Raw genomic sequence first — 18,240 nt, forward strand, 5'->3', positions numbered from 1 at the left:
TCAATATTTACGGTTATACTCAAACCTATGTTAAATCCCGATATCTTCGTAATTATGAATGATTTATTGTCCATATGTTATGAGTTAAAAATGGAGAGAAAGAAGTTATATGAGTTCGATTGAATTAAAAAATGCTGGATTAAAAGTCACTTTACCAAGATTGAAGATCCTTGATATTTTAGCAAAAGCAGCGGCAACTCCAGTATGTCATTTAACGGCGGAAGAGATCTATTTACAGCTCAGTAGTACAGGGGAAGAAGTTGGTTTAGCAACTGTTTATCGTGTATTAACACAGTTTGAACAAGCGGGTTTAGTTCGTCGTCATTTCTTTGATGGCGGGCAGTCGATGTTTGAAATAGATGATGGTGATCAGCATGATCATATTATCTGCATTAATTGTGGGCATATTGGTGAGTTTTCACATGGAAAAATTCATGAAAAACAAGCGCAGATTGCTGAAGAGCTTGGCTATGAATTAACCGATGCACGTACTATTTTGCACGGTATCTGTGCTCAATGCAGAGAGAAATAGTTTTTTTACGTCAAGAGTTTACGACTCGACGTTATGCATTTATTTGGATTAGTGTTTGGCTAATCCTTCTTTTTGCTACGTGGTTTTCAAGACCTCTATTGCCATTTCAGGAAACTCTTTTTTCGGGAATTGTTTGGGAGCTGTATCAATCTGGGGATTGGCTCTATCCAAGTATTAATGAGGTTTATCAACATTCCGTTTATCCCTTGAATTATTGGATATCTCTCATGGTGTGGGAGATTTTTGGTGTTTCGGAATTTTCTTTGCGAGTGGTTGCTAGCTTTTTTAGTTTAGGGACGCTCTTTCTCACTGCTTGGGCTGCTTACCAATTATGGCCTGATAAGAGAAATATACGAGCAAATGCACCTCTTGTACTGATAGGGAGTTTGATGTGGACGGTATTTGCTACAGCGAATGTTGAATATGTCTACTTTACCTTTTACCTCATGTTAACGGTGAATTTTTTAATTCGGGTATGGCGATTTAAACAAAATGTATGGTGGGTCGCATTTACGCTTAGTCTAACTTTAGGGTTGTATTCTGGTGGACTCTCTTTTCTCTTTGTTGTTTTATCGATTATTGTTTTAGCGCCTTATTGGTCTAGGAATCGTTGGAAAGAGATATATGCCTACGGGGGTGTTGGGATATTAATATCTTTGGCGCTGTTTTTTGTTTGGGCTTTGATCGTCACGCACACCTATAATATTTCTCTGTTTGATGCATTGGGCTTTAGATATATTTTAAAAGCATTTGTGCAGTTTCCACCGCTCTATATTTATGTCATTAATTTAATGATAGTTTTGTTCCCGTGGTTATTTTGGTTGAGATTGTATCGACTGTATCGGATTGTGGATCGCGATAGCTCGTTGCGTTTTGTGGAGATATGGTTTTTTTCGCTAGTGATTACGTTAGGAATCTTAAGTTTGACCTCTTTAGAGGCACTTTTACCTATTTATCCAGCATTTGCATTGATTGTTGCAAGAATTTACCAGCCAGGCTTCAGTCGAAAGAGAGATGTTCTACCGATAGTATTGTTTATGATGATGATTGGCTTGCTGATGATTATCGTTCCATACAATTATATCTACTTTAATTTGCCGGAATGGGTAGGGCGAGTCTCTCCTTTTTGGGGTGCAGGGCTTTTACTATTTGGAATTACCTTGATTTTTAATGCAAGTCACACAAGAATTATGACCTTAGCATTGATGAGTATCGCTTTGACTTTGGCAATGAATTTCGGCGTAGTAAGAGTGGCGACAGACTTTTATGACTTGAAGCCAGTGGGTGAAAGATTGAGTTGGTATCAATCTCAGTCCATACCTGTGGGGCATGCGGATAGTTATAGGGGGCATCTGCATTTCGTGGGTAAGCTTAAAGATCCTTTAGTTGAAGTTGGGTCGCTCAGAGATCTATTGGCATTGAAGGAAAAGAGTCGATATTCGAGAGTTATCTTATATGTGGAAAATTACTCACAATTTGGTTCTGAGCGAGTTGAGTATTGGCAACCTTTTCGAGGGAAATATTTAGTAATAATGAAAGTAGATAGCCTGCTAGATTTTATCGATCAAAAAGGCATTAAAACTATAGAAGATATTCTATAGTTAACATTTTGAGATGATGTTGTTTATCTCTTAGTAGTTTGATCTATTATCTTTGTAATTGAAGATGATTTGATTTTAAATTGTACGTTAGTTCAAATAGGAGTTTATTTAATACTATTTGATAGTATATACTTTCAGCTATTTAATAATTTAAAATTAATAAATACAAATTGTTGAATTTAATTAATGATGTTGACGGAATCTAAATACGAATAAAAGGATAAGTTTTAATTATGATGCAATTCATCCGTGATCACTCTAATAGCGTTTGGGCCAAGATATTATTGGTTGGTGTTGGAGTTTCTTTAGCTGGAATTGGTGGAACGCAAATTTTTAGCGGACCAAGTGCTGATACCGTTGCGACTGTTAATGGGCAAAAAGTGATATTGCAAGAAGTTGAAGCGCAGTATCAGCAACTTCTCAATGCCAATACGCAGGGGGATTTAACTGAAGATGTGCAAAGACAATATAAGTTGATTGCAAGACAAGATTTATTACAACGTCGCGCTTTAGATAGTCAAATTAAGGATTGGAAGGTTAGAGTATCTGATAAAGCGGTAGCTGAAGAAATCATCTCTATTCCTGCTTTTCAATTAGATGGTGTATTTGATCAAGAGACTTATAAAACAGCATTATTTTATTCAGGGTATAACATTGAAACATTTGAAGAAGCAATTCGTCGAGATTTAGAAGAGCGTATTGTAAGAGAAGCTTTGGTAAATAGTGCTTTTGTTCCTGAAAAAGAATTAAATGCTCAAATTGCATTCTTGGGGCAAAAAAGAGATTTAGAAATTGCAACATACAACTATCTAGAAGGCTTAGATAGCATTGCGGTTTCTGAAGATGAGGTGCAAAAAAAATATGATCAGGCAGCAGATCAATATAAAACCCCGAATCTTGTGAAATTGCAATATATTGAGCTTGCTCAGAATGCGATTGCATTAGAGGGTCAGCCTTCTTTTAGTTCAGAAGAAATTTCAGCTGAAGCGGAGAGTTTGAAGCAACAGAATGAACAGAGACTGTCAGAGCAGTTCACGATCGAATTTTCAAATGTCGCAGAAAAAAATGATGCGATAGATGTTTTAAATGATCTGAAAGCGCAACTTGAATCTGGCGAAATGACAATTGATGAAGCAAAAAATGAAATTGCACAAATCGATAATGCTTACTATAACCAAAATGGTAACTTTAAATATGGGGCTGCAGGTATCCCGGCATTTGATGATGCATTGTTTTCTTTAACAGAAAAAGCGCCATTTTCATCGCCATTTGATACAGATGGTGAAGTTCACATGATTCATCTTTTGAAAATATCTAGTCCATATGCAAATGAAGATGCGCTTGTAACAGCGGCGGAGCAATCATTGCAGGATAAACGTAAAAATGATGCTTATATGGCAAAAGAAGTGAGAATGCAGGAGCTTGCAGAGACATACACAGAGTCTTTGGGAGAGATTGCGCAGGATTTAGGGCTGAAAATGCAGGAAACAGCATGGCTTAATTTTGATGTTCAAGAAGGTCTGCTTGCAAATCCAAGTGTTTGGACTGCTTTAAATACTTATGATGTGACAGATAATCATAAGAACAGTTTGCCTTTTGCATTTAATGGGCAAGCCGATCATGCCATGATTGTGCGAATCGCAGATAAAGAAGAGAGTCGTTCAAAAACGTTAGAAGAGAGTTATGATGAGATCAAAACTGAACTTGCTAAAAATAGAGCGAAAGAAGAGATGACGAATCAGGTCAATGCAATGCTTGAGTCTGGCGATGTTCAGAGTTTTCAAAATGATATTGAGCAACTAGGTTTTGCGTATAATCAATATAATGATTTAGCCATTACCTCTGTAGGGCAATTGCAAACTAAGCCTGTAGAGCAGTTCGCGATTTCTAACGGTTTTCAAAAGGTACATACACTTGAGAATGATGCGCCACAGTATCTTGTAGAGGATATTGATGGGCATATTGCTGTCATCGCTGTGAATGCAATTAATAGTGGGAATATTGATGATTTAGCAGAGTCGGATCAAAATGAGTTGCAAGAATATCTTCAAGGAAGAGAGGCTACTGTTGAGTATCAGGCGCTTATGAAGTATTTATTCAATAATAGTAAGATTACAATTTACAATAATGGTTTCTTTGAATAGAAATTTCTATTGAGTGATTTTGCAGTAATGCATCTTTAGAAATTGCTAGAAGGTTGGTAGAAATGCCAACCTTCTTTTGATTTTCTGGCTCAAAAAATAGTTTTGGATTTTATGGGATAAGCATTATTTGTTTGAAATATCGATAGAGTGAATGGGTTTGGTTGCAAGTTTAGGCGTGGGTTTAAGAATGAAGATTACAGAAAGTCAGTCATTAGAAAATTATAATAGCTTTGGAGTTGCTGTTGATAGTTGTTTTTTTGTCACAATAGAACAAATAGATGACCTTGAGGAAATGAGGAGATTTCCAGAGCCTCATCTTTTCTTGGGTGGAGGGAGTAATATTCTTTTTACTAAGGATTATTCTGGTACGGTATTTTTGAATGCTCTGAAAGGAATTGAACTCATTTCTGAGCAAGAAAACACAGTTCTTGTCAGAGCTATGGGTGGTGAGAATTGGCATGATTTTGTTGAGAAAATGAAAAATTCAGGAATCCATGGTCTTGAGTATCTAGCGCTTATTCCAGGTACGGTTGGTGCTGCGCCTGTACAAAATATTGGTGCGTATGGAGCAGAGGTTGGGCAGTATATTGAAGCTGTAGAGGTATTTGACACCTTAAGTCAGCAACTGTTGTTATTGTCACAAGATGAATGTGAATTTGCATATCGAGATAGTATATTTAAGCAAAATCGTGGGCGCTATTTTATTACTGCGGTAACGTTTAGATTGTATCGAGAAATGAAGCCGATTATTAAATACCAAGCATTAGAACAGTTTTTTATAGAAAGAGGTCAAGCATTAGCGTTATTAGAGATGCCGGATGTATTTGATGGTGTCGTTGCGGTTCGGAGTAGCAAATTGCCAGACCCTAAAATTATTGGTAATGGGGGGAGTTTTTTTAAAAATCCGATTGTTAATAGCTTGGATTTAGAAGACTTGCTTTTAAAATACCCCAACTTAGTGTGGTATCCTCAGAATTCCTCAGAGGTGAAATTAGCGGCAGGGCAACTGATAGAGCTTGCTGGATTTAAAGGAAGCTATGATGGTTGTGTGGGAATGTATGAGAAGCAAGCGCTTGTTTTAGTCAATCTAGGCGGAGCTACTGGAGAGGCTCTATGGCGTCATGCATTGAAGGTTCAGGAGAAAGTATATCAAGATTTTGGTGTTCTATTAGAGCCTGAACCATTAATATTATAATAGCTGATTTACTTTACGGTATAATCAATACATTGTGTGTAATTATTTATAGGATACAGAATGAAGATAAATTTAAGAAAGTTCTTAGTTTTTAGTTTTTTTGTGACATTCCTGAGTATGTTTCAGGCGAGCTTTGCGCAGGAAGATCCTGTGAGTGTTATTAAAAATACTTCAGATCAGCTTTTTTCGACGTTAAAGGCAGAAAAAACGACTTTGCAGAAAAACCCTTCAAAGGTTTATGGGATTGTTGAGAGTATTTTAGTCCCTCGTTTTGATTTTGGGACTATTTCTCAGTGGGTCATGGGGCGTTCATGGAGGGATGCAACTCCTCAGCAGAGAAATGAATTCACAAATGAATTTAAGAAGCTCCTAATTAATTCTTATGCAGGCGTATTGCTAGATTATACTGATGAAACCTTAAAGGTTCTTCCATTGCCACCTAATGCAGCTAAAGGCGATGAAGTTACTGTAAGATCTGAGATTATTTCACGCAATAGACCGGCAGTTGCTATTAACTACTCTATGATTAAGTCAGGCAATCGTTGGATGGTTTACGATGTATCGGTAGAGGGAATTAGTATTGTGGCCAACTATCGTTCTGAGATTAGGGAGTTAGTTTCTAAGCAAGGCGTTTCAGGAATGATTGATGTCTTGAAAAGAAAAAATAAATAAGTTGTCATTTAGATAGTAGGGCTAAAAAATGAATAAATGCGATTATTTCGTGGTTGATTCAGTAGAAGCTGTGTATCAATTGCAGGGTTGTTATGATAAATTTACAATTCCTGAGCAATGGAAACAGATACAGCTGGCTTTTAAGGAAGTTTCTCCGGCGGTGGTGGATTTGTCGCAAGTCATCGAATGTGATAGTGCAATTATTGCGTTGTTGGTTGAAATTAAAAAGAAATTTCCGGAAGTTGAGGTTTCTAATGCGCCAGATAATTTAGTCCAATTATTAGATTTATATCAGGTCAAAACATTATTGTTTTAAAAGCTGTATAAAAAACTCTCGATGTGTTGACTGCTGAAGATTTGTAGCTATAATACATATCTTCACTTAGCGGGAATAGCTCAGTTGGTAGAGCACAACCTTGCCAAGGTTGGGGTCGCGAGTTCGAGTCTCGTTTCCCGCTCCAATATAAGGCTGGATAGCAAAATGGTTATGCCGCGGATTGCAAATCCGCTTACGCCAGTTCGATTCTGGCTCCAGCCTCCAAATTTATGGCCATGTTTATGGTGGCCTGTATTGGTTTCCTAACAATGAATTATTGTTAACCGTGTCAGGTTCGGAAGAAAGCAGCACAAGCAAGACCTTCATGTGTTATGGGTCGGCTAATACGGGTCATCTCCATATTATTAGATAAGTGATGATACTAATGACTCAACAAGTTCTCGCACTCAAATGGCGACCTCGAACCTTTAACGAAGTCATTGGTCAGCCTCATGTAGTTCAAGCTCTCTCAAATGGTTTAGATAATAATAGATTGCATCATGCATTTCTATTTACCGGCACTCGAGGTGTTGGTAAGACCACTCTCGCAAGAATCTTTGCAAAATCTCTCAATTGTGAAACAGGTATTACCTCTACTCCTTGTGGAGAATGTTCTATTTGTAAAGAAGTTGATGAAGGTCGATTTGTAGATCTTATCGAAATCGATGCGGCTTCTAGAACGCGTGTCGAAGATACAAGAGAGATCCTTGATAATGTCCAATATGCACCCACACGTGGCCGCTATAAAATCTATCTCATAGATGAAGTTCACATGCTCTCTAATAGTAGCTTTAATGCACTACTTAAAACCTTAGAAGAGCCGCCTAGTCATGTGAAATTTTTGTTAGCGACAACGGATCCGCAAAAATTGCCGGTGACTGTATTATCACGCTGTTTAAGATTTCAGTTAAAGCGTATTCAAGATCAAGAGATTACTTTGCAATTAGAGAAAATATTACAAAGTGAAGAGATACCTTATGAAGAAAGTGCTGTAAAACTTATCGCGAAAGCCGGTGATGGCAGTATGCGTGATGCGCTTTCTCTTTTAGATCAGGCTATCGCATATACTGGGCAGAATATCCAATTTCAATTAACTCACGAAATGTTGGGGTTAATCGATTCACAATATCTTGTTCAAATATTGCAAGCTTTAGCGACTAAAGAGAGTGCTCAGCTTTTATCTGCATTGAATATACTGAAAGCAAATGGCTTAGATTATTATCGCTTCTTAGAAGATCTTATAGATGCTTTCCATTTATTAACAATGATGCAATTATCGCCGGAGATTTGTGAAGCTGAAAGTAGTGAGATGCAAGCTTTAGCGCAAGAATTTTCGCCAGAAGATCTTCAGCTCTTTTATCAAGTCGCGTTGAACGGTCGTAAAGATCTCTATAATCATCCTAATAGTGAAGTCGGGTTTGAGATGACGCTTCTTAGAATGATTCTCTTTGCACCGGCAGCACCTGTTGGTGTTGCTCAGGCTCAAAAAAAAAGTGAACAACTTGAAGAATCAGTCTTGATCGACTCTTCCTCGGCATTAAATGAAGTTTCTCATGAGCTTTCGGTTGGGAATGCTGAAGCAACCACTGTGTCAGGTAATAATTCTGAATCAGAAGTAGTCAATACTCAGAATATGACCAGTGAATTCGCAGATTCTCTTGCCGGTGACCATCATCACAATATAAAAGTCGATCTCCCTTGGGAAGATCATTCTTCAGATCTGCCTGAAAATCTTGATAGTATTGTAGTAGGCTCAATGAATGAGCATGAATCTCAAATTGAGGTTGAAGTAGAGAGAAGTGGGGATGCAGATAGTGGTGATGATTCTCTAGTGCAAAAAAACACACTTGAATTTGCAGTGGAAGAGATGAATTCTAGCTCCGAATCCCTATTTATGGAAGGTGAAGAGTTATCTCAATTTAGGGATGAGGTTATTGAAGATCATGATGATCGGTGTGCTGAGTTAATGCCAGAAATCTGCGCTGAATCGGCTGCACTCAAAGATTCAATAAAAACTGCCGAGTTGTCGGCATTAAAAACGGCAGAAAGCTTTTTGCTACGAAATAATGAAGATTGGCTATCTCTGCTTTCTCATTTGAAACTCGAAAGTGTATTGTTGGGAATTGCACATAGCTTAGTTTTTAAGAGCTTTCAGGGCGATGATCTGATATTAGAAAGACCATTGTCAGTAAAAGCATTTCGTATTGATGAAGCGGAAATGAGATTGGCAATGGCGATCTCCTCAACTATTGGGAAGAGTATTGCTTGCAAGATTGAATATGTTGAAGAGCTACAGGATGAAAACCTTCATGAGCGAACTGAGAGATTAGATGAAGAGAAATTTCAAAATACGCTCGCAAGTTTTAAGAATGATGAAGTTGTACAATATCTTGAAAGAGAATTTGATGCTGTCTTATTAACTAAAACCTTAAAATCTCGAGATTAAAGATCAGATTGGAGATCATTAAAGATGAATAAAATAATTGTTCATCCTTTTGCAGTAGAAATAAAGTATATTAGGTAATCTTTTATAGAAAATAGGGATGAAAAAAGATTTTAGAGATCTGAATTTACTCTGTTTTTCTAAATATAGAATGAATCATTGAAAAGAATAAGGAGTTACTATGTTTAAAGGTGGAATTGCTGGGATGATGCAAAAAGCTCAGCGTATGCAAAAAGATATGGAAAAAGCACAAGAAGCACTTGCTGAAGTGAATGTTGTGGGTGAATCTGGAGCAGGTTTAGTTAAAATTGAAATGAGCTGCCGTCATGTTGTTCGTTCAATTCGTATTGATGATTCTTTAATGGAAGATGATAAAGAGATGTTAGAAGACCTTTTAGGTGCGGCATTTAATGATGCATTATCTAAAGTGGAAGCAACATCAGCAGAAAAAATGGCGGAAGTGACAGGTGGTTTAGGTCTTCCTGCTGGCATGAAAATTCCAGGCTTCTAATTAAAGGATTAATTCATGTATCCAAAATCATTGCAAAATGTGGTTGATTCATTACGAATCTTACCGGGAGTTGGTCAAAAAACAGCGCTAAGAATGGCGCTTTATTTGCTTGAACGGAATCCGAAAGGCGCTGAAAAGCTGAGTCATTCTTTAACAAATGCACTTGATTCTATTCGTAAATGCTCTCAGTGTCGTAATTTAACAGATCATGATATTTGTGATGACTGTCAGGATATGAGTCGTAATGACGGACTTCTTTGTATCGTTGAGAATCCTGTGGATGTTTTTGCGCTTCGCCAGAATGTCGAATATAAGGGGCGATATTTCGTACTTTTTGGGCGATTATCTCCTTTAGATGGGATAGGGCCTTCAGAGTTAGGATTAGATCTTTTGGAAAAACGCTTTGCCGAAGGCGTGATTCAAGAGATTATTCTTGCGACTAATTCCACGGTTGAAGGTGAAGCAACGGCGCATTATGTTGCAGAGATTGCTAAACAATACGATATTTTAGTAAGTCGAATTGCCCATGGAGTTCCATTGGGTGGCGAGCTTGAATATTTGGATGGCGGAACGCTTTCACATGCTTTTTCAGCTCGAAAGAGTTATTGAGAGGTATTATGAGTACAATTTTTAGTAAGATTATCCAAAAAGAGATTCCTGCTAACATCGTTTATGAAGATAATGAAGTGTTAGCATTTGAAGATATTTCGCCGCAAGCGCCGGTACATATCTTGATTATCCCTAAAACAGAGATTCCCACTTTAAATGATTTGAATGCAGATAATGCACATTTAATGGGGAAACTTTTCTTAGTTGCTAAAAAAATTGCAGAAGAGCAAGGTTTTGCAGAGAAGGGGTATCGTACGGTATTCAATTGTAATGAAGATGGTGGTCAAACGGTGGATCATATTCATTTACATCTTCTGGCAGGTAGAAGTTTAACTTGGCCACCGGGTTAGGTTTTACAGTTTTTATTAAATGAATTATGAATATAAAGCGATGTCTTTTGAGATATCGCTTTTTTTATGTTGCATTGAAAATGTCAGCAGATTATGGTTTCGGCAATATCTTAGTAAGTTGTCTATACTAAATGTAGTATAAATTCAAAAATATATTTACATATATTGATCTGAATTATATTTTTATTTAATAGTTTTATATAAGATTTCTATTTCTTTCATTTGTCAAGAATGCTTAATAAGATGACGATTCTTACCGGTGTATTTAAAAATTAAGGATTAGTGGTGAATATGACAAGAATTAGTGTAAATAAACTATCTATTGCTGGGTTGCTGACAGCAGGATTGATGATGAGTATTTCCTTTGGGCAAATGAATAATAATGGTTCTGTTCGTTCAGAAATTATTGTGCCATTGGTGCAAGAGGTTGAGGTTGATGAGGGGAAAGCGGAGTTAGGTAAAAAACTATGGTTTGATCCAAGATTATCTAAATCTGGTTTTATCTCGTGTAACTCATGCCATAACTTGAGTATGGGCGGATCGGATAACTTACCCACTTCCGTTGGGCATCAATGGCAAGAAGGACCGATTAACTCTCCAACGGTTCTTAACTCTAGTTTGAACTTTGTTCAATTCTGGGATGGAAGAGCGGAGAGTTTGAAAGAACAAGCCGGCGGTCCTATTGAAAATCCAAAAGAAATGGCATCTGATCATGATTTAGTGGTAGAAGTTATTGCTTCAATTCCCGGATATGTGGAAGAATTCACGACTGTTTACGGCGATGGGGAAGTGAATATTGATCGCATTACGGATTCGATTGCGGTATTTGAAGAAACACTCATTACGCCAAACTCCCGTTTTGACCAATGGCTTCGTGGTGATGATAATGCCATTACTGCAAATGAGTTAGAAGGTTATGAGCTCTTTAGAAATAGTGGTTGTGTTGCATGTCATTACGGTGAAGGGATTGGCGGTTCAAGCTTCCAAAAAATGGGTGTTTTAGAAGAGTATAAAACGGATAACCTTGCAAAAGGGCTTGCAGACTTTACCGGAAAAGAGAGCGATGAGATGTTCTTTAAAGTGCCAACACTTCGAAATGTAGCATTAACCTATCCGTACTTCCATGATGGTCAGGTAAATACCTTAGAAGAAGCGACAAAAATAATGGGTCGTTTACAATTAGGCCGTAACTTTACAGATGAAGAAACTGATAAAATCGTTGCTTTCTTTGGTACATTAACGGGCGATCAACCAGAATTGAGCATGCCAATCTTGCCTGCATCTAATAATAATACGCCGTTACCAGAGCCATTTGCAGCGAGATAAATATATCGCGGAGCAGAGGATGTAAATCTCATTTCGCTATAAAAGTATGATAGTTAAAGAGCCTTTCTTATCCAGGAAAGGCTCTTTTTTATGAATCATTTTTATTTTATTAGTTGGGGAAATAATGTTTAGGGAAAGATATTAGGGGGAAATGTGCTCTAATCTTTCAATTCTTTGGGCTTCAAGATCTTGAATATCATGTCTTTGATCTTCAGAAATCAGTCTTGGTGTCCATTCAATGCTACCAACAAACCTCATCTGCCGTTGCGCACAATCTTTGAGAGAGCAGATTTGGCATGAGAAGGGTTTGCAATCATCCGTATGGATATACATCTCGTGCTTATCTCCAAATTTTTGCTCCAAAACATCTTTCATTTTATCGAGTTCTAGATGTGCTTCCCGCATATTGAGATACCATGGAAGCGTTAAGTGCGCATCTAAATGGACATGATTACCATATTTGATAAATCTGACTTTATGCAGATCAATCCAATAAGGAGAGCGATTTTGGTTTATGACTTCAACGAATTCTTCAATCAAGTCCTCGTCGGCTTCATCCATAATGCCGGCAATGGATTCTCGAAGAATTTTGAATCCTGAATGAATAATAATCCCACCAAATAGAAGCGCAATCGCAGCATCTAGCCATTGCCATCCTGTTAACCAAACTAATAACAATCCTAAAATGATACCAATAGTAGAGTAAGTATCGGAATGTAGATGTTTTCCGCCGGCAATGAGCGGTAAGACATTATGTTTTTTCCCACGGCGAATAGCATAGAAACCGACAATGTAGTTAATCACGGCCGTCACTGCAATGAGCACTAATCCGGAGCTAAGGTTTGTTAAAGCGCCATCAGAATCTAATAATCGCTTAATACCTTCATAGATAATAATAATGCCGGCAACAAAGATTAGGGTGCCTTCCACGCTTGCAGAGATAAATTCAATCTTACCGTGACCATGCGGATGATTATGATCTTTCGGTTTTGCCGATAGATATAAACTAAACAGCGTAAAAGCACCGGCAAGCATATTGGTAATGCTCTCTAAAGTATCCGTTAAGATCGCAACTGAGGAAGTGATATACCATGCCACTAGTTTTATTAAGAAGAGAAGAACCGCAACTACAAAAATCAATTTTTGAAAATTGTAGTTCGCTTTATCATCTTTATTCATCATGCTAAATACGCTCTTTAGATAGTATTCTTGATACGGCTATAAACTACTTGATCAACAAAATCGCTGCATAAGTTTTTCGTATGGCGAAGTGTGCCTTCTTTTTCCATGCCGATTTTTTCCATTACTCTGCCAGATGCAGGATTTTCGGAAGAGAATTTTGCCCATAAACGCTCAATTTTAAGATCATTAAAAGCTAAGTCTAATAGACGAGTTGCAGCTTCCGGCGCATAACCGTTGCCCCAATACTTTTTATTAATCGCATAGGCAAGTTCTGCTGATTTCTCGCTTTCATTCACACGAAGATCGCAAGTACCAATCATCTTATTGTTCTCTTTTAAGATAATCGCAAAGTTCCCTAATGGCGAAGTCATGAAAAGGTTCGCAATGATCCACTGTGTTTCTTCAATAGATTGATGTGTTGGGAAAGTATGTATCGTGTTTTCAGGATCACTCGCATATTCAAAAAGATCTTCGCTATCATCTAAAGTAATAGGGCGAAGGATTAAACGTTCTGTTTCTAAAATACGGTTTTTAGCTAATTGATAAAACATAAATATAAGATCCTTTTGAGGCGATGTTTTAAAGAAAAGAGCTTCTGCGGATGCTTTGCGCAAAGCAAATATGAGAAGTTTTGAATGTTTTTAGCGACCTAATATTTTAGCATTACTTGCTATGAAATGTTTTTTAGAAATTTTATCGAAAAAAACACCTCATAAGAAATTGTGTTCTTTATGAGGTGCTGATTTTATATCGTCATGCGATATTTATAGGTTATGCATCTTGTCTGAATTATTTGATAGAGGAAATAATCTCATCAATATCAAAATTAAGCGCCCTTGCAACGCCTTTTCCGTAATCAGGATGAGCTTTATAGCAATGGATAATATGGCGAACTTTAATATGATCTTCGCTATCGCCCATATTGCGAGCGGTATTATCAAATAAACGCTGTTGTTCTTCATTATTCATCAGCATAAAGAGTTTGCCGGGTTGCTCAAAGTAGTTGTCATCATCTGCTCTGAAATCCCAATGCGTTGCCGGGCCAATCAGATCTAATTCAGGTTCTTGTAGATGGCGAGCTTCTTCCCATTCGCTGTAACTATTGGGTTCATAAGCAATCCGGCTACCTTGGTTGCCATCCATTCTCATTGCACCATCTCTATGAAAGCTATGAACAGGGCATTTTGGAGAATTGACCGGAATTTGATGATGGTTTACACCTAAGCGATAACGCTGTGCATCGCCATATGAGAAAAGACGGCCTTGTAACATACGATCTGGCGAAAAGCCAATGCCGGGAACCACATGCGCAGGATTGAATGCGGCTTGCTCAACATCTTGAAAATAGTTATCAGGATTACGATTGAGCTCGAATGTTCCAGCGGGAATAAGAGGGAAATCCTTTTTATACCAAACTTTTGTGAGATCAAAAGGGTTGTACGGCATATTTTCCGCTTCTTCTAATGTCATGACTTGAATGAACATATCCCATTTCGGATAATCTCCATTTTCAATGGCATTGTAGAGATCTCGTTGGCTTGCTTCTCGATCCTTACCAATGATCGCTTCCGACTCCGCATCGGTTAAGTTTTCAATACCTTGTTGTGATACAAAATGGAATTTTACCCAAAAACGTTCTTTTTGCGCGTTAATGAAGCTGAATGTATGGCTTCCGAATCCATGCATATAGCGATACGAACGAGGAATGCCGCGATCACTCATTGTAATGGTAATTTGATGGAGTGCTTCCGGTAAATGCGTCCAAAAATCCCAGTTGGTATTTGGGCAGCGCATATTTGTGCGTGGATCGCGTTTTACTGCATGATTCAAATCCGGGAATTTGAGGGGATCACGAAAGAAAAATACCGGCGTATTATTTCCAACTAAATCCCAGTTACCTTCTTCGGTGTAATAACGCATGGCAAAGCCACGAATATCACGTTCAGTATCTGCACCGCCTCGCTCTCCGGCAACGGTTGAGAATCGAACAAACATCTCAGTCTCTTTCCCGATTTCTGAAAAGATTTTTGCAGAGGTATATTGAGTAATATCGTGGGTGACAGTGAATTTCCCAAATGCGCCAGAACCTTTCGCATGCATTCGGCGCTCAGGAATGACTTCACGATCAAAATGCGCAAGTTTTTCTAAAAACCAAACATCTTGCAATAACATCGGGCCACGACGACCAGCGGTTAATACATCTTGGTTATTCGCTACGGGAGCACCGGCAGCTGTTGTGAGGTATTTTTTATGGGTTGTCATACTGATCACTCCTATAATTTGATAATTTATTGTAATAATTTGTTTTATTATGGATTAATGCTTCTTGCACCACATTAATCTTAACGCCGTTCAGATACCTTTTTGTTGAAGTCATCATGGCTGAAAAAATCGTAATGAGGAAGTGAATAAAATTAATCTCTTTTATAATGATCTTCGAAATGACATTTATTTAAAAAACATATCGCATGTTATAAATAATTGTTTTTTATAAATATTTATAATAATATGTGGGTATGAATAGGGCTAATTTTACGAAGAAGATCTTGTTAACGCTAATTGCGATATTGCTGTTGCAATCTTCTTTTTCGTCCTTCTATTTCCATGGTTCGGCGGTAATTCCAGAAAATATTCCTCTCCTAAATGAGAGTTCCATAAGTGCTGTAGATCATGTCGCATATACCAATATGGTTTGTTGTGATCATGAAACGATGACTCATTGCACGACATTATGTCATTTTATAGTTAGTAATATAGAGATGTTATTTACTGACTTTAAATCTATCTTCCCAGAAACTATGATTGCCGAGAGATTCATTTCCTTTATTAGTGTAGAGACGCCTCCTCCAAGGCGTAATATCTAAGTTCATATCTTTAAATTTAATCAGTAATAAAAACGTATGAATTTAAAGAGGTTATGAACGTTATTTTTCAAGCATTAAATTGTGGATTTTTATCAGATTTTCAACATCTTATTAATGTGGGTGATGAAGGAGATCTGAAAATTATCAATTGATGGGTTTAGGATAAGGCGTGTTTTGAGTATCTAGCTACTTGTATCAGTTAGCTTGTAGATACAATTATCTAGAGTACTTTTAATTCCTAAATACTTATTGATTATTGAATTATATATTTAATTATAGGAATCAAAATTATGAAAAATAGTAGACAACATAAGAATCGTCGTCAGTTTTTAGTTCAAGGAATTGCGTCACTGGGAGCATTAGGAATTTCTCCATTATTAGCTTATGGAGCTAAAACGATGAATCATGGAAGGATGGGGGATATGGATCATGGTGGAATGATGTCACAGTCCGGACATGGCATGATGCAAGAGATGGGAGTGCCACCGATGGTAAGGGAAGGTTATCAATTAGGGTTAAGGAAATTGACGCTGCAAGATATTGAGATCATGCGTACCGCAAATCAGAACTTATTGCCGGTAGAAAAAATGCCATCGGGATCGGTATTGCCGAACTTAAAGATGCTTCCGAATGAAAGTGCCATTGCCGGTGAATTTAAAGGAACATTGCGCGTTCAGAAAGCAAATGTATCTTTGGTGCCGGGAATGGACACAGAAGTATGGGCTTATAATGGTGAAATACCAGGGCCACAAATTGTAGTAACGGAAGGGGATACAGTTTCTATAACAGTGATTAATGAGTTAGATGAGCCAACAACTGTTCACTGGCATGGGCTTTTAGTGCCCGCTTCTGAAGATGGAAATCCGTAAGATGAAATAAAGCCACAAGCATCTAGGGTCTATACTTTTAAAATTCCTGAAGGAACAGCAGGAACTTATTGGTATCATCCACATGGGCATGGAACGGTGGCTAAGCAAGTTTTTAAGGGGTTAGCAGGTACATTTATCGTTAAGGCGAAAGAAGATATTTTTAAGGAACTTCCTGAAAAACATTTATTAATCTCTGATTTAAAACTGCATCAAGATGGCTCGATTGCTGAAAATTCTTTCTTTGATTGGATGAATGGTCGAGAGGGGCAGTTTACTTTGGTAAATGGTGTGCTGAATCCTAATATTGAGTTGGAAGGAGCGACGAGAATTCGAGTATGGAATGCTTGTTCTTCGCGATATCTATATTTAGACTTTAGTTTTGCTGATAGTTACTTGATTGCAACTGATGGTGGATTTATTGAGAAGCCACAATTGCTCGAGAAAATTCTTTTATCGCCGGGAGAGAGAGTTGAGCTTGTGGTTATTCCGAAGCGTCATGGACAAGTGGGACTGATTAACTTAAGTTATAATCGAAGCAAAATGGGTCCTATTTCTGTAACTCCAAGTTATACTTTAGCAACGATTAATATGCGTCAAGAGGGAGCTTATGCATTGCCGAGTGTCATTACGGAGCTTCCAGAATATCAGGCACCGACTAAAACACACTCTATAGAATACCGTGAGGTTATGAATCGGAATCAATTACTCTTTTTAGTGAATGGCAAGATGCATGATATGGATCGTGTCGATGAAATTGTGAAACAAGGAGCAGTTGAAGAGTGGGTTGTATTTAATAATACTCATATGGATCATAATTTTCATATTCACGGCACGCAGTTTTATGTAGTCGAGCAAGAATTAAATGGAATTACTAAGAAGATCACGGATAAAGCCTTCAAAGATACTATTAATCTAAAGCCTTATGAGAGATTGACGTTAATTATGAAGCAAGAAGATCAAGGGTTAAGGATGTATCACTGTCATATATTGGAACATGAAACGTTAGGAATGATGGGGCAATTAGAAACTGTCTAGTACTGAAAAGTGATATTTTATATAAGCGTAAACAGCAATCAATCTTGGTTGCTGTTTTGTTTTAATTCTAATAAGTCTTTATGTTTTATCATATTTGAATGCGTCAATTATTTATCACTTGAATGAGGTACCAATAGAAAATAAACCTTAGATATATGGCAAGTATTTAGAGAGATTGCGGGATGGATAGAGAATGAACTATGATTATTTTGTGTTTGTCTAAAATCTTTTGTCATGAGTATCAATTGGATAGTTTTGATTTCTCATTTTTTGTTGGTTTTTTTAAAATAAACTTGCCAAAAAAAAATAAAGGCGTAATATACACCTTCTTGATTGACGGCAACGTTGAGAAAGGTTCGGAAGGAGGCGGGTTTTGATAGGTTTGTAGTTTGGACTTATCGGTAAGATTAGCTTCTCTCTTTTAAGTTTAAGTTCGGTTTTAGGAAGTTTATAAAATTGAATCGGTGCTTAAAAAGAGATCAAAAATAAAATTGACAACTTCGAATCACTTCTGTAATATTGTTCGTCTGCTTAGGGCGGTGAGAGATTCACCGGGCGGTCAACGAGATGTTGATTAGCTTGCTAAACACT

Annotated in this window: 15 protein-coding genes, 2 tRNA genes, 1 other RNA gene and 1 pseudogene; 16 read left to right on the forward strand and 3 right to left on the reverse strand. The window is 37.5% G+C overall.

The features are described 5' to 3' along the window. Nucleotides 1-109: 109 nt before the first annotated feature. The 14 genes from fur to ACYSN2_RS07410 all read left to right on the forward strand — a co-directional run bounded on the left by fur (nt 110) and on the right by ACYSN2_RS07410 (nt 11,699). Entirely contained in the window at nt 110-532 is a 423-nt protein-coding gene (fur, locus tag ACYSN2_RS07345; RefSeq protein ID WP_461749607.1) for a ferric iron uptake transcriptional regulator, read from the forward strand. Continuing rightward, nucleotides 517-2,133, forward strand: a complete 1,617-nt coding sequence (locus ACYSN2_RS07350; RefSeq protein ID WP_461749608.1) for an ArnT family glycosyltransferase — start codon at nt 517-519, stop codon at nt 2,131-2,133. The genes fur and ACYSN2_RS07350 overlap by 16 nt, the downstream gene beginning before the upstream one ends. Nucleotides 2,134-2,366: 233 nt before the next feature. Further along, nucleotides 2,367-4,277: a peptidylprolyl isomerase gene (locus tag ACYSN2_RS07355; protein ID WP_461749609.1), complete on the forward strand. Its 1,911-nt coding sequence runs from the start codon at nt 2,367-2,369 to the stop codon at nt 4,275-4,277. Nucleotides 4,278-4,464: 187 nt separating this feature from the next. Continuing rightward, nucleotides 4,465-5,472, forward strand: coding sequence for a UDP-N-acetylmuramate dehydrogenase (gene murB, locus ACYSN2_RS07360; RefSeq protein ID WP_461749610.1), 1,008 nt, complete (start codon nt 4,465-4,467; stop codon nt 5,470-5,472). 60 nt (nt 5,473-5,532) lie between these two features. Then, the gene (locus ACYSN2_RS07365) at nt 5,533-6,144 is read left to right on the forward strand and encodes an MlaC/ttg2D family ABC transporter substrate-binding protein (protein ID WP_461749611.1); all 612 of its coding nucleotides are present in this window, start codon (nt 5,533-5,535) and stop codon (nt 6,142-6,144) included. Nucleotides 6,145-6,172: 28 nt separating this feature from the next. Beyond that, nucleotides 6,173-6,460, forward strand: a complete 288-nt coding sequence (locus ACYSN2_RS07370) for an STAS domain-containing protein (protein WP_461749612.1) — start codon at nt 6,173-6,175, stop codon at nt 6,458-6,460. Nucleotides 6,461-6,529: 69 nt separating this feature from the next. Continuing rightward, nucleotides 6,530-6,605, forward strand: a tRNA-Gly gene (locus ACYSN2_RS07375). 6 nt (nt 6,606-6,611) lie between these two features. Continuing rightward, nucleotides 6,612-6,685, forward strand: a tRNA-Cys gene (locus ACYSN2_RS07380). A gap of 28 nt (nt 6,686-6,713) precedes the next feature. Further along, an RNA gene (gene ffs, locus ACYSN2_RS07385) (signal recognition particle sRNA small type) lies at nt 6,714-6,810 on the forward strand. A 35-nt stretch (nt 6,811-6,845) separates the two neighbouring features. Then, nucleotides 6,846-8,906: a DNA polymerase III subunit gamma/tau gene (dnaX, locus tag ACYSN2_RS07390; protein ID WP_461749613.1), complete on the forward strand. Its 2,061-nt coding sequence runs from the start codon at nt 6,846-6,848 to the stop codon at nt 8,904-8,906. Between the two features lie 178 nt (nt 8,907-9,084). Next, a complete protein-coding gene (locus tag ACYSN2_RS07395; RefSeq protein WP_461749614.1) occupies nt 9,085-9,414 on the forward strand; it encodes a YbaB/EbfC family nucleoid-associated protein in 330 nt (109 codons plus the stop codon). A gap of 15 nt (nt 9,415-9,429) precedes the next feature. After that, on the forward strand, nt 9,430-10,023 hold the full coding sequence (gene recR, locus ACYSN2_RS07400) for a recombination mediator RecR (RefSeq protein WP_461749615.1): 594 nt from the start codon (nt 9,430-9,432) through the stop codon (nt 10,021-10,023). 8 nt (nt 10,024-10,031) lie between these two features. Next, complete coding sequence (locus ACYSN2_RS07405) at nt 10,032-10,373, forward strand: histidine triad nucleotide-binding protein (RefSeq protein ID WP_461749616.1); 342 nt, start codon at nt 10,032-10,034, stop codon at nt 10,371-10,373. 291 nt (nt 10,374-10,664) lie between these two features. Further along, nucleotides 10,665-11,699, forward strand: a complete 1,035-nt coding sequence (locus ACYSN2_RS07410; protein ID WP_461749617.1) for a cytochrome-c peroxidase — start codon at nt 10,665-10,667, stop codon at nt 11,697-11,699. Between the two features lie 141 nt (nt 11,700-11,840). On the opposite strand, the gene ACYSN2_RS07415 is transcribed toward ACYSN2_RS07410, so the two are convergent. From ACYSN2_RS07415 to ACYSN2_RS07425, 3 genes are all read right to left on the reverse strand, one after another. Continuing rightward, nucleotides 11,841-12,881: a cation diffusion facilitator family transporter gene (locus tag ACYSN2_RS07415; RefSeq protein ID WP_461749618.1), complete on the reverse strand. Its 1,041-nt coding sequence runs from the start codon at nt 12,879-12,881 to the stop codon at nt 11,841-11,843. Between the two features lie 14 nt (nt 12,882-12,895). After that, nucleotides 12,896-13,432 carry a GNAT family N-acetyltransferase gene (locus ACYSN2_RS07420; protein WP_461749619.1) on the reverse strand — a complete coding sequence of 179 codons (537 nt, stop codon included), beginning with the start codon at nt 13,430-13,432 and terminating at the stop codon, nt 12,896-12,898. A gap of 238 nt (nt 13,433-13,670) precedes the next feature. Then, nucleotides 13,671-15,143 carry a catalase gene (locus ACYSN2_RS07425; protein WP_461749620.1) on the reverse strand — a complete coding sequence of 491 codons (1,473 nt, stop codon included), beginning with the start codon at nt 15,141-15,143 and terminating at the stop codon, nt 13,671-13,673. Between the two features lie 1,090 nt (nt 15,144-16,233). Here ACYSN2_RS07425 and ACYSN2_RS07430 point away from each other — a divergent pair. Continuing rightward, nucleotides 16,234-16,755 (forward strand): annotated as a pseudogene (locus ACYSN2_RS07430) (multicopper oxidase domain-containing protein); the annotation flags it as partial. Between the two features lie 447 nt (nt 16,756-17,202). Beyond that, nucleotides 17,203-17,649 (forward strand): multicopper oxidase domain-containing protein, encoded by a 447-nt coding sequence (locus ACYSN2_RS07435; protein ID WP_461749622.1) that lies wholly within the window; start codon nt 17,203-17,205, stop codon nt 17,647-17,649. Nucleotides 17,650-18,240 lie beyond the last annotated feature (591 nt).

This window comes from Ignatzschineria sp. LJL83 (assembly GCF_054871845.1).

What these genes read in the sequence shown, in the direction of transcription:
- ACYSN2_RS07410 (WP_461749617.1), top strand. Translation starts at nt 10,665, where the DNA reads ATGACAAGAATTAGTGTAAATAAACTATCTATTGCTGGGTTGCTGACA.
- ACYSN2_RS07405 (WP_461749616.1), top strand. Translation starts at nt 10,032, where the DNA reads ATGAGTACAATTTTTAGTAAGATTATCCAAAAAGAGATTCCTGCTAAC.
- ACYSN2_RS07395 (WP_461749614.1), top strand. Translation starts at nt 9,085, where the DNA reads ATGTTTAAAGGTGGAATTGCTGGGATGATGCAAAAAGCTCAGCGTATG.
- ACYSN2_RS07355 (WP_461749609.1), top strand. Translation starts at nt 2,367, where the DNA reads ATGATGCAATTCATCCGTGATCACTCTAATAGCGTTTGGGCCAAGATA.
- ACYSN2_RS07350 (WP_461749608.1), top strand. Translation starts at nt 517, where the DNA reads ATGCAGAGAGAAATAGTTTTTTTACGTCAAGAGTTTACGACTCGACGT.
- ACYSN2_RS07415 (WP_461749618.1), bottom strand. Translation starts at nt 12,881, where the DNA reads ATGATGAATAAAGATGATAAAGCGAACTACAATTTTCAAAAATTGATT.
- ACYSN2_RS07425 (WP_461749620.1), bottom strand. Translation starts at nt 15,143, where the DNA reads ATGACAACCCATAAAAAATACCTCACAACAGCTGCCGGTGCTCCCGTA.
- ACYSN2_RS07365 (WP_461749611.1), top strand. Translation starts at nt 5,533, where the DNA reads ATGAAGATAAATTTAAGAAAGTTCTTAGTTTTTAGTTTTTTTGTGACA.
- ACYSN2_RS07420 (WP_461749619.1), bottom strand. Translation starts at nt 13,432, where the DNA reads ATGTTTTATCAATTAGCTAAAAACCGTATTTTAGAAACAGAACGTTTA.
- ACYSN2_RS07435 (WP_461749622.1), top strand. Translation starts at nt 17,203, where the DNA reads ATGCGTCAAGAGGGAGCTTATGCATTGCCGAGTGTCATTACGGAGCTT.
- ACYSN2_RS07370 (WP_461749612.1), top strand. Translation starts at nt 6,173, where the DNA reads ATGAATAAATGCGATTATTTCGTGGTTGATTCAGTAGAAGCTGTGTAT.
- dnaX (WP_461749613.1), top strand. Translation starts at nt 6,846, where the DNA reads ATGACTCAACAAGTTCTCGCACTCAAATGGCGACCTCGAACCTTTAAC.
- fur (WP_461749607.1), top strand. Translation starts at nt 110, where the DNA reads ATGAGTTCGATTGAATTAAAAAATGCTGGATTAAAAGTCACTTTACCA.
- murB (WP_461749610.1), top strand. Translation starts at nt 4,465, where the DNA reads ATGAAGATTACAGAAAGTCAGTCATTAGAAAATTATAATAGCTTTGGA.
- recR (WP_461749615.1), top strand. Translation starts at nt 9,430, where the DNA reads ATGTATCCAAAATCATTGCAAAATGTGGTTGATTCATTACGAATCTTA.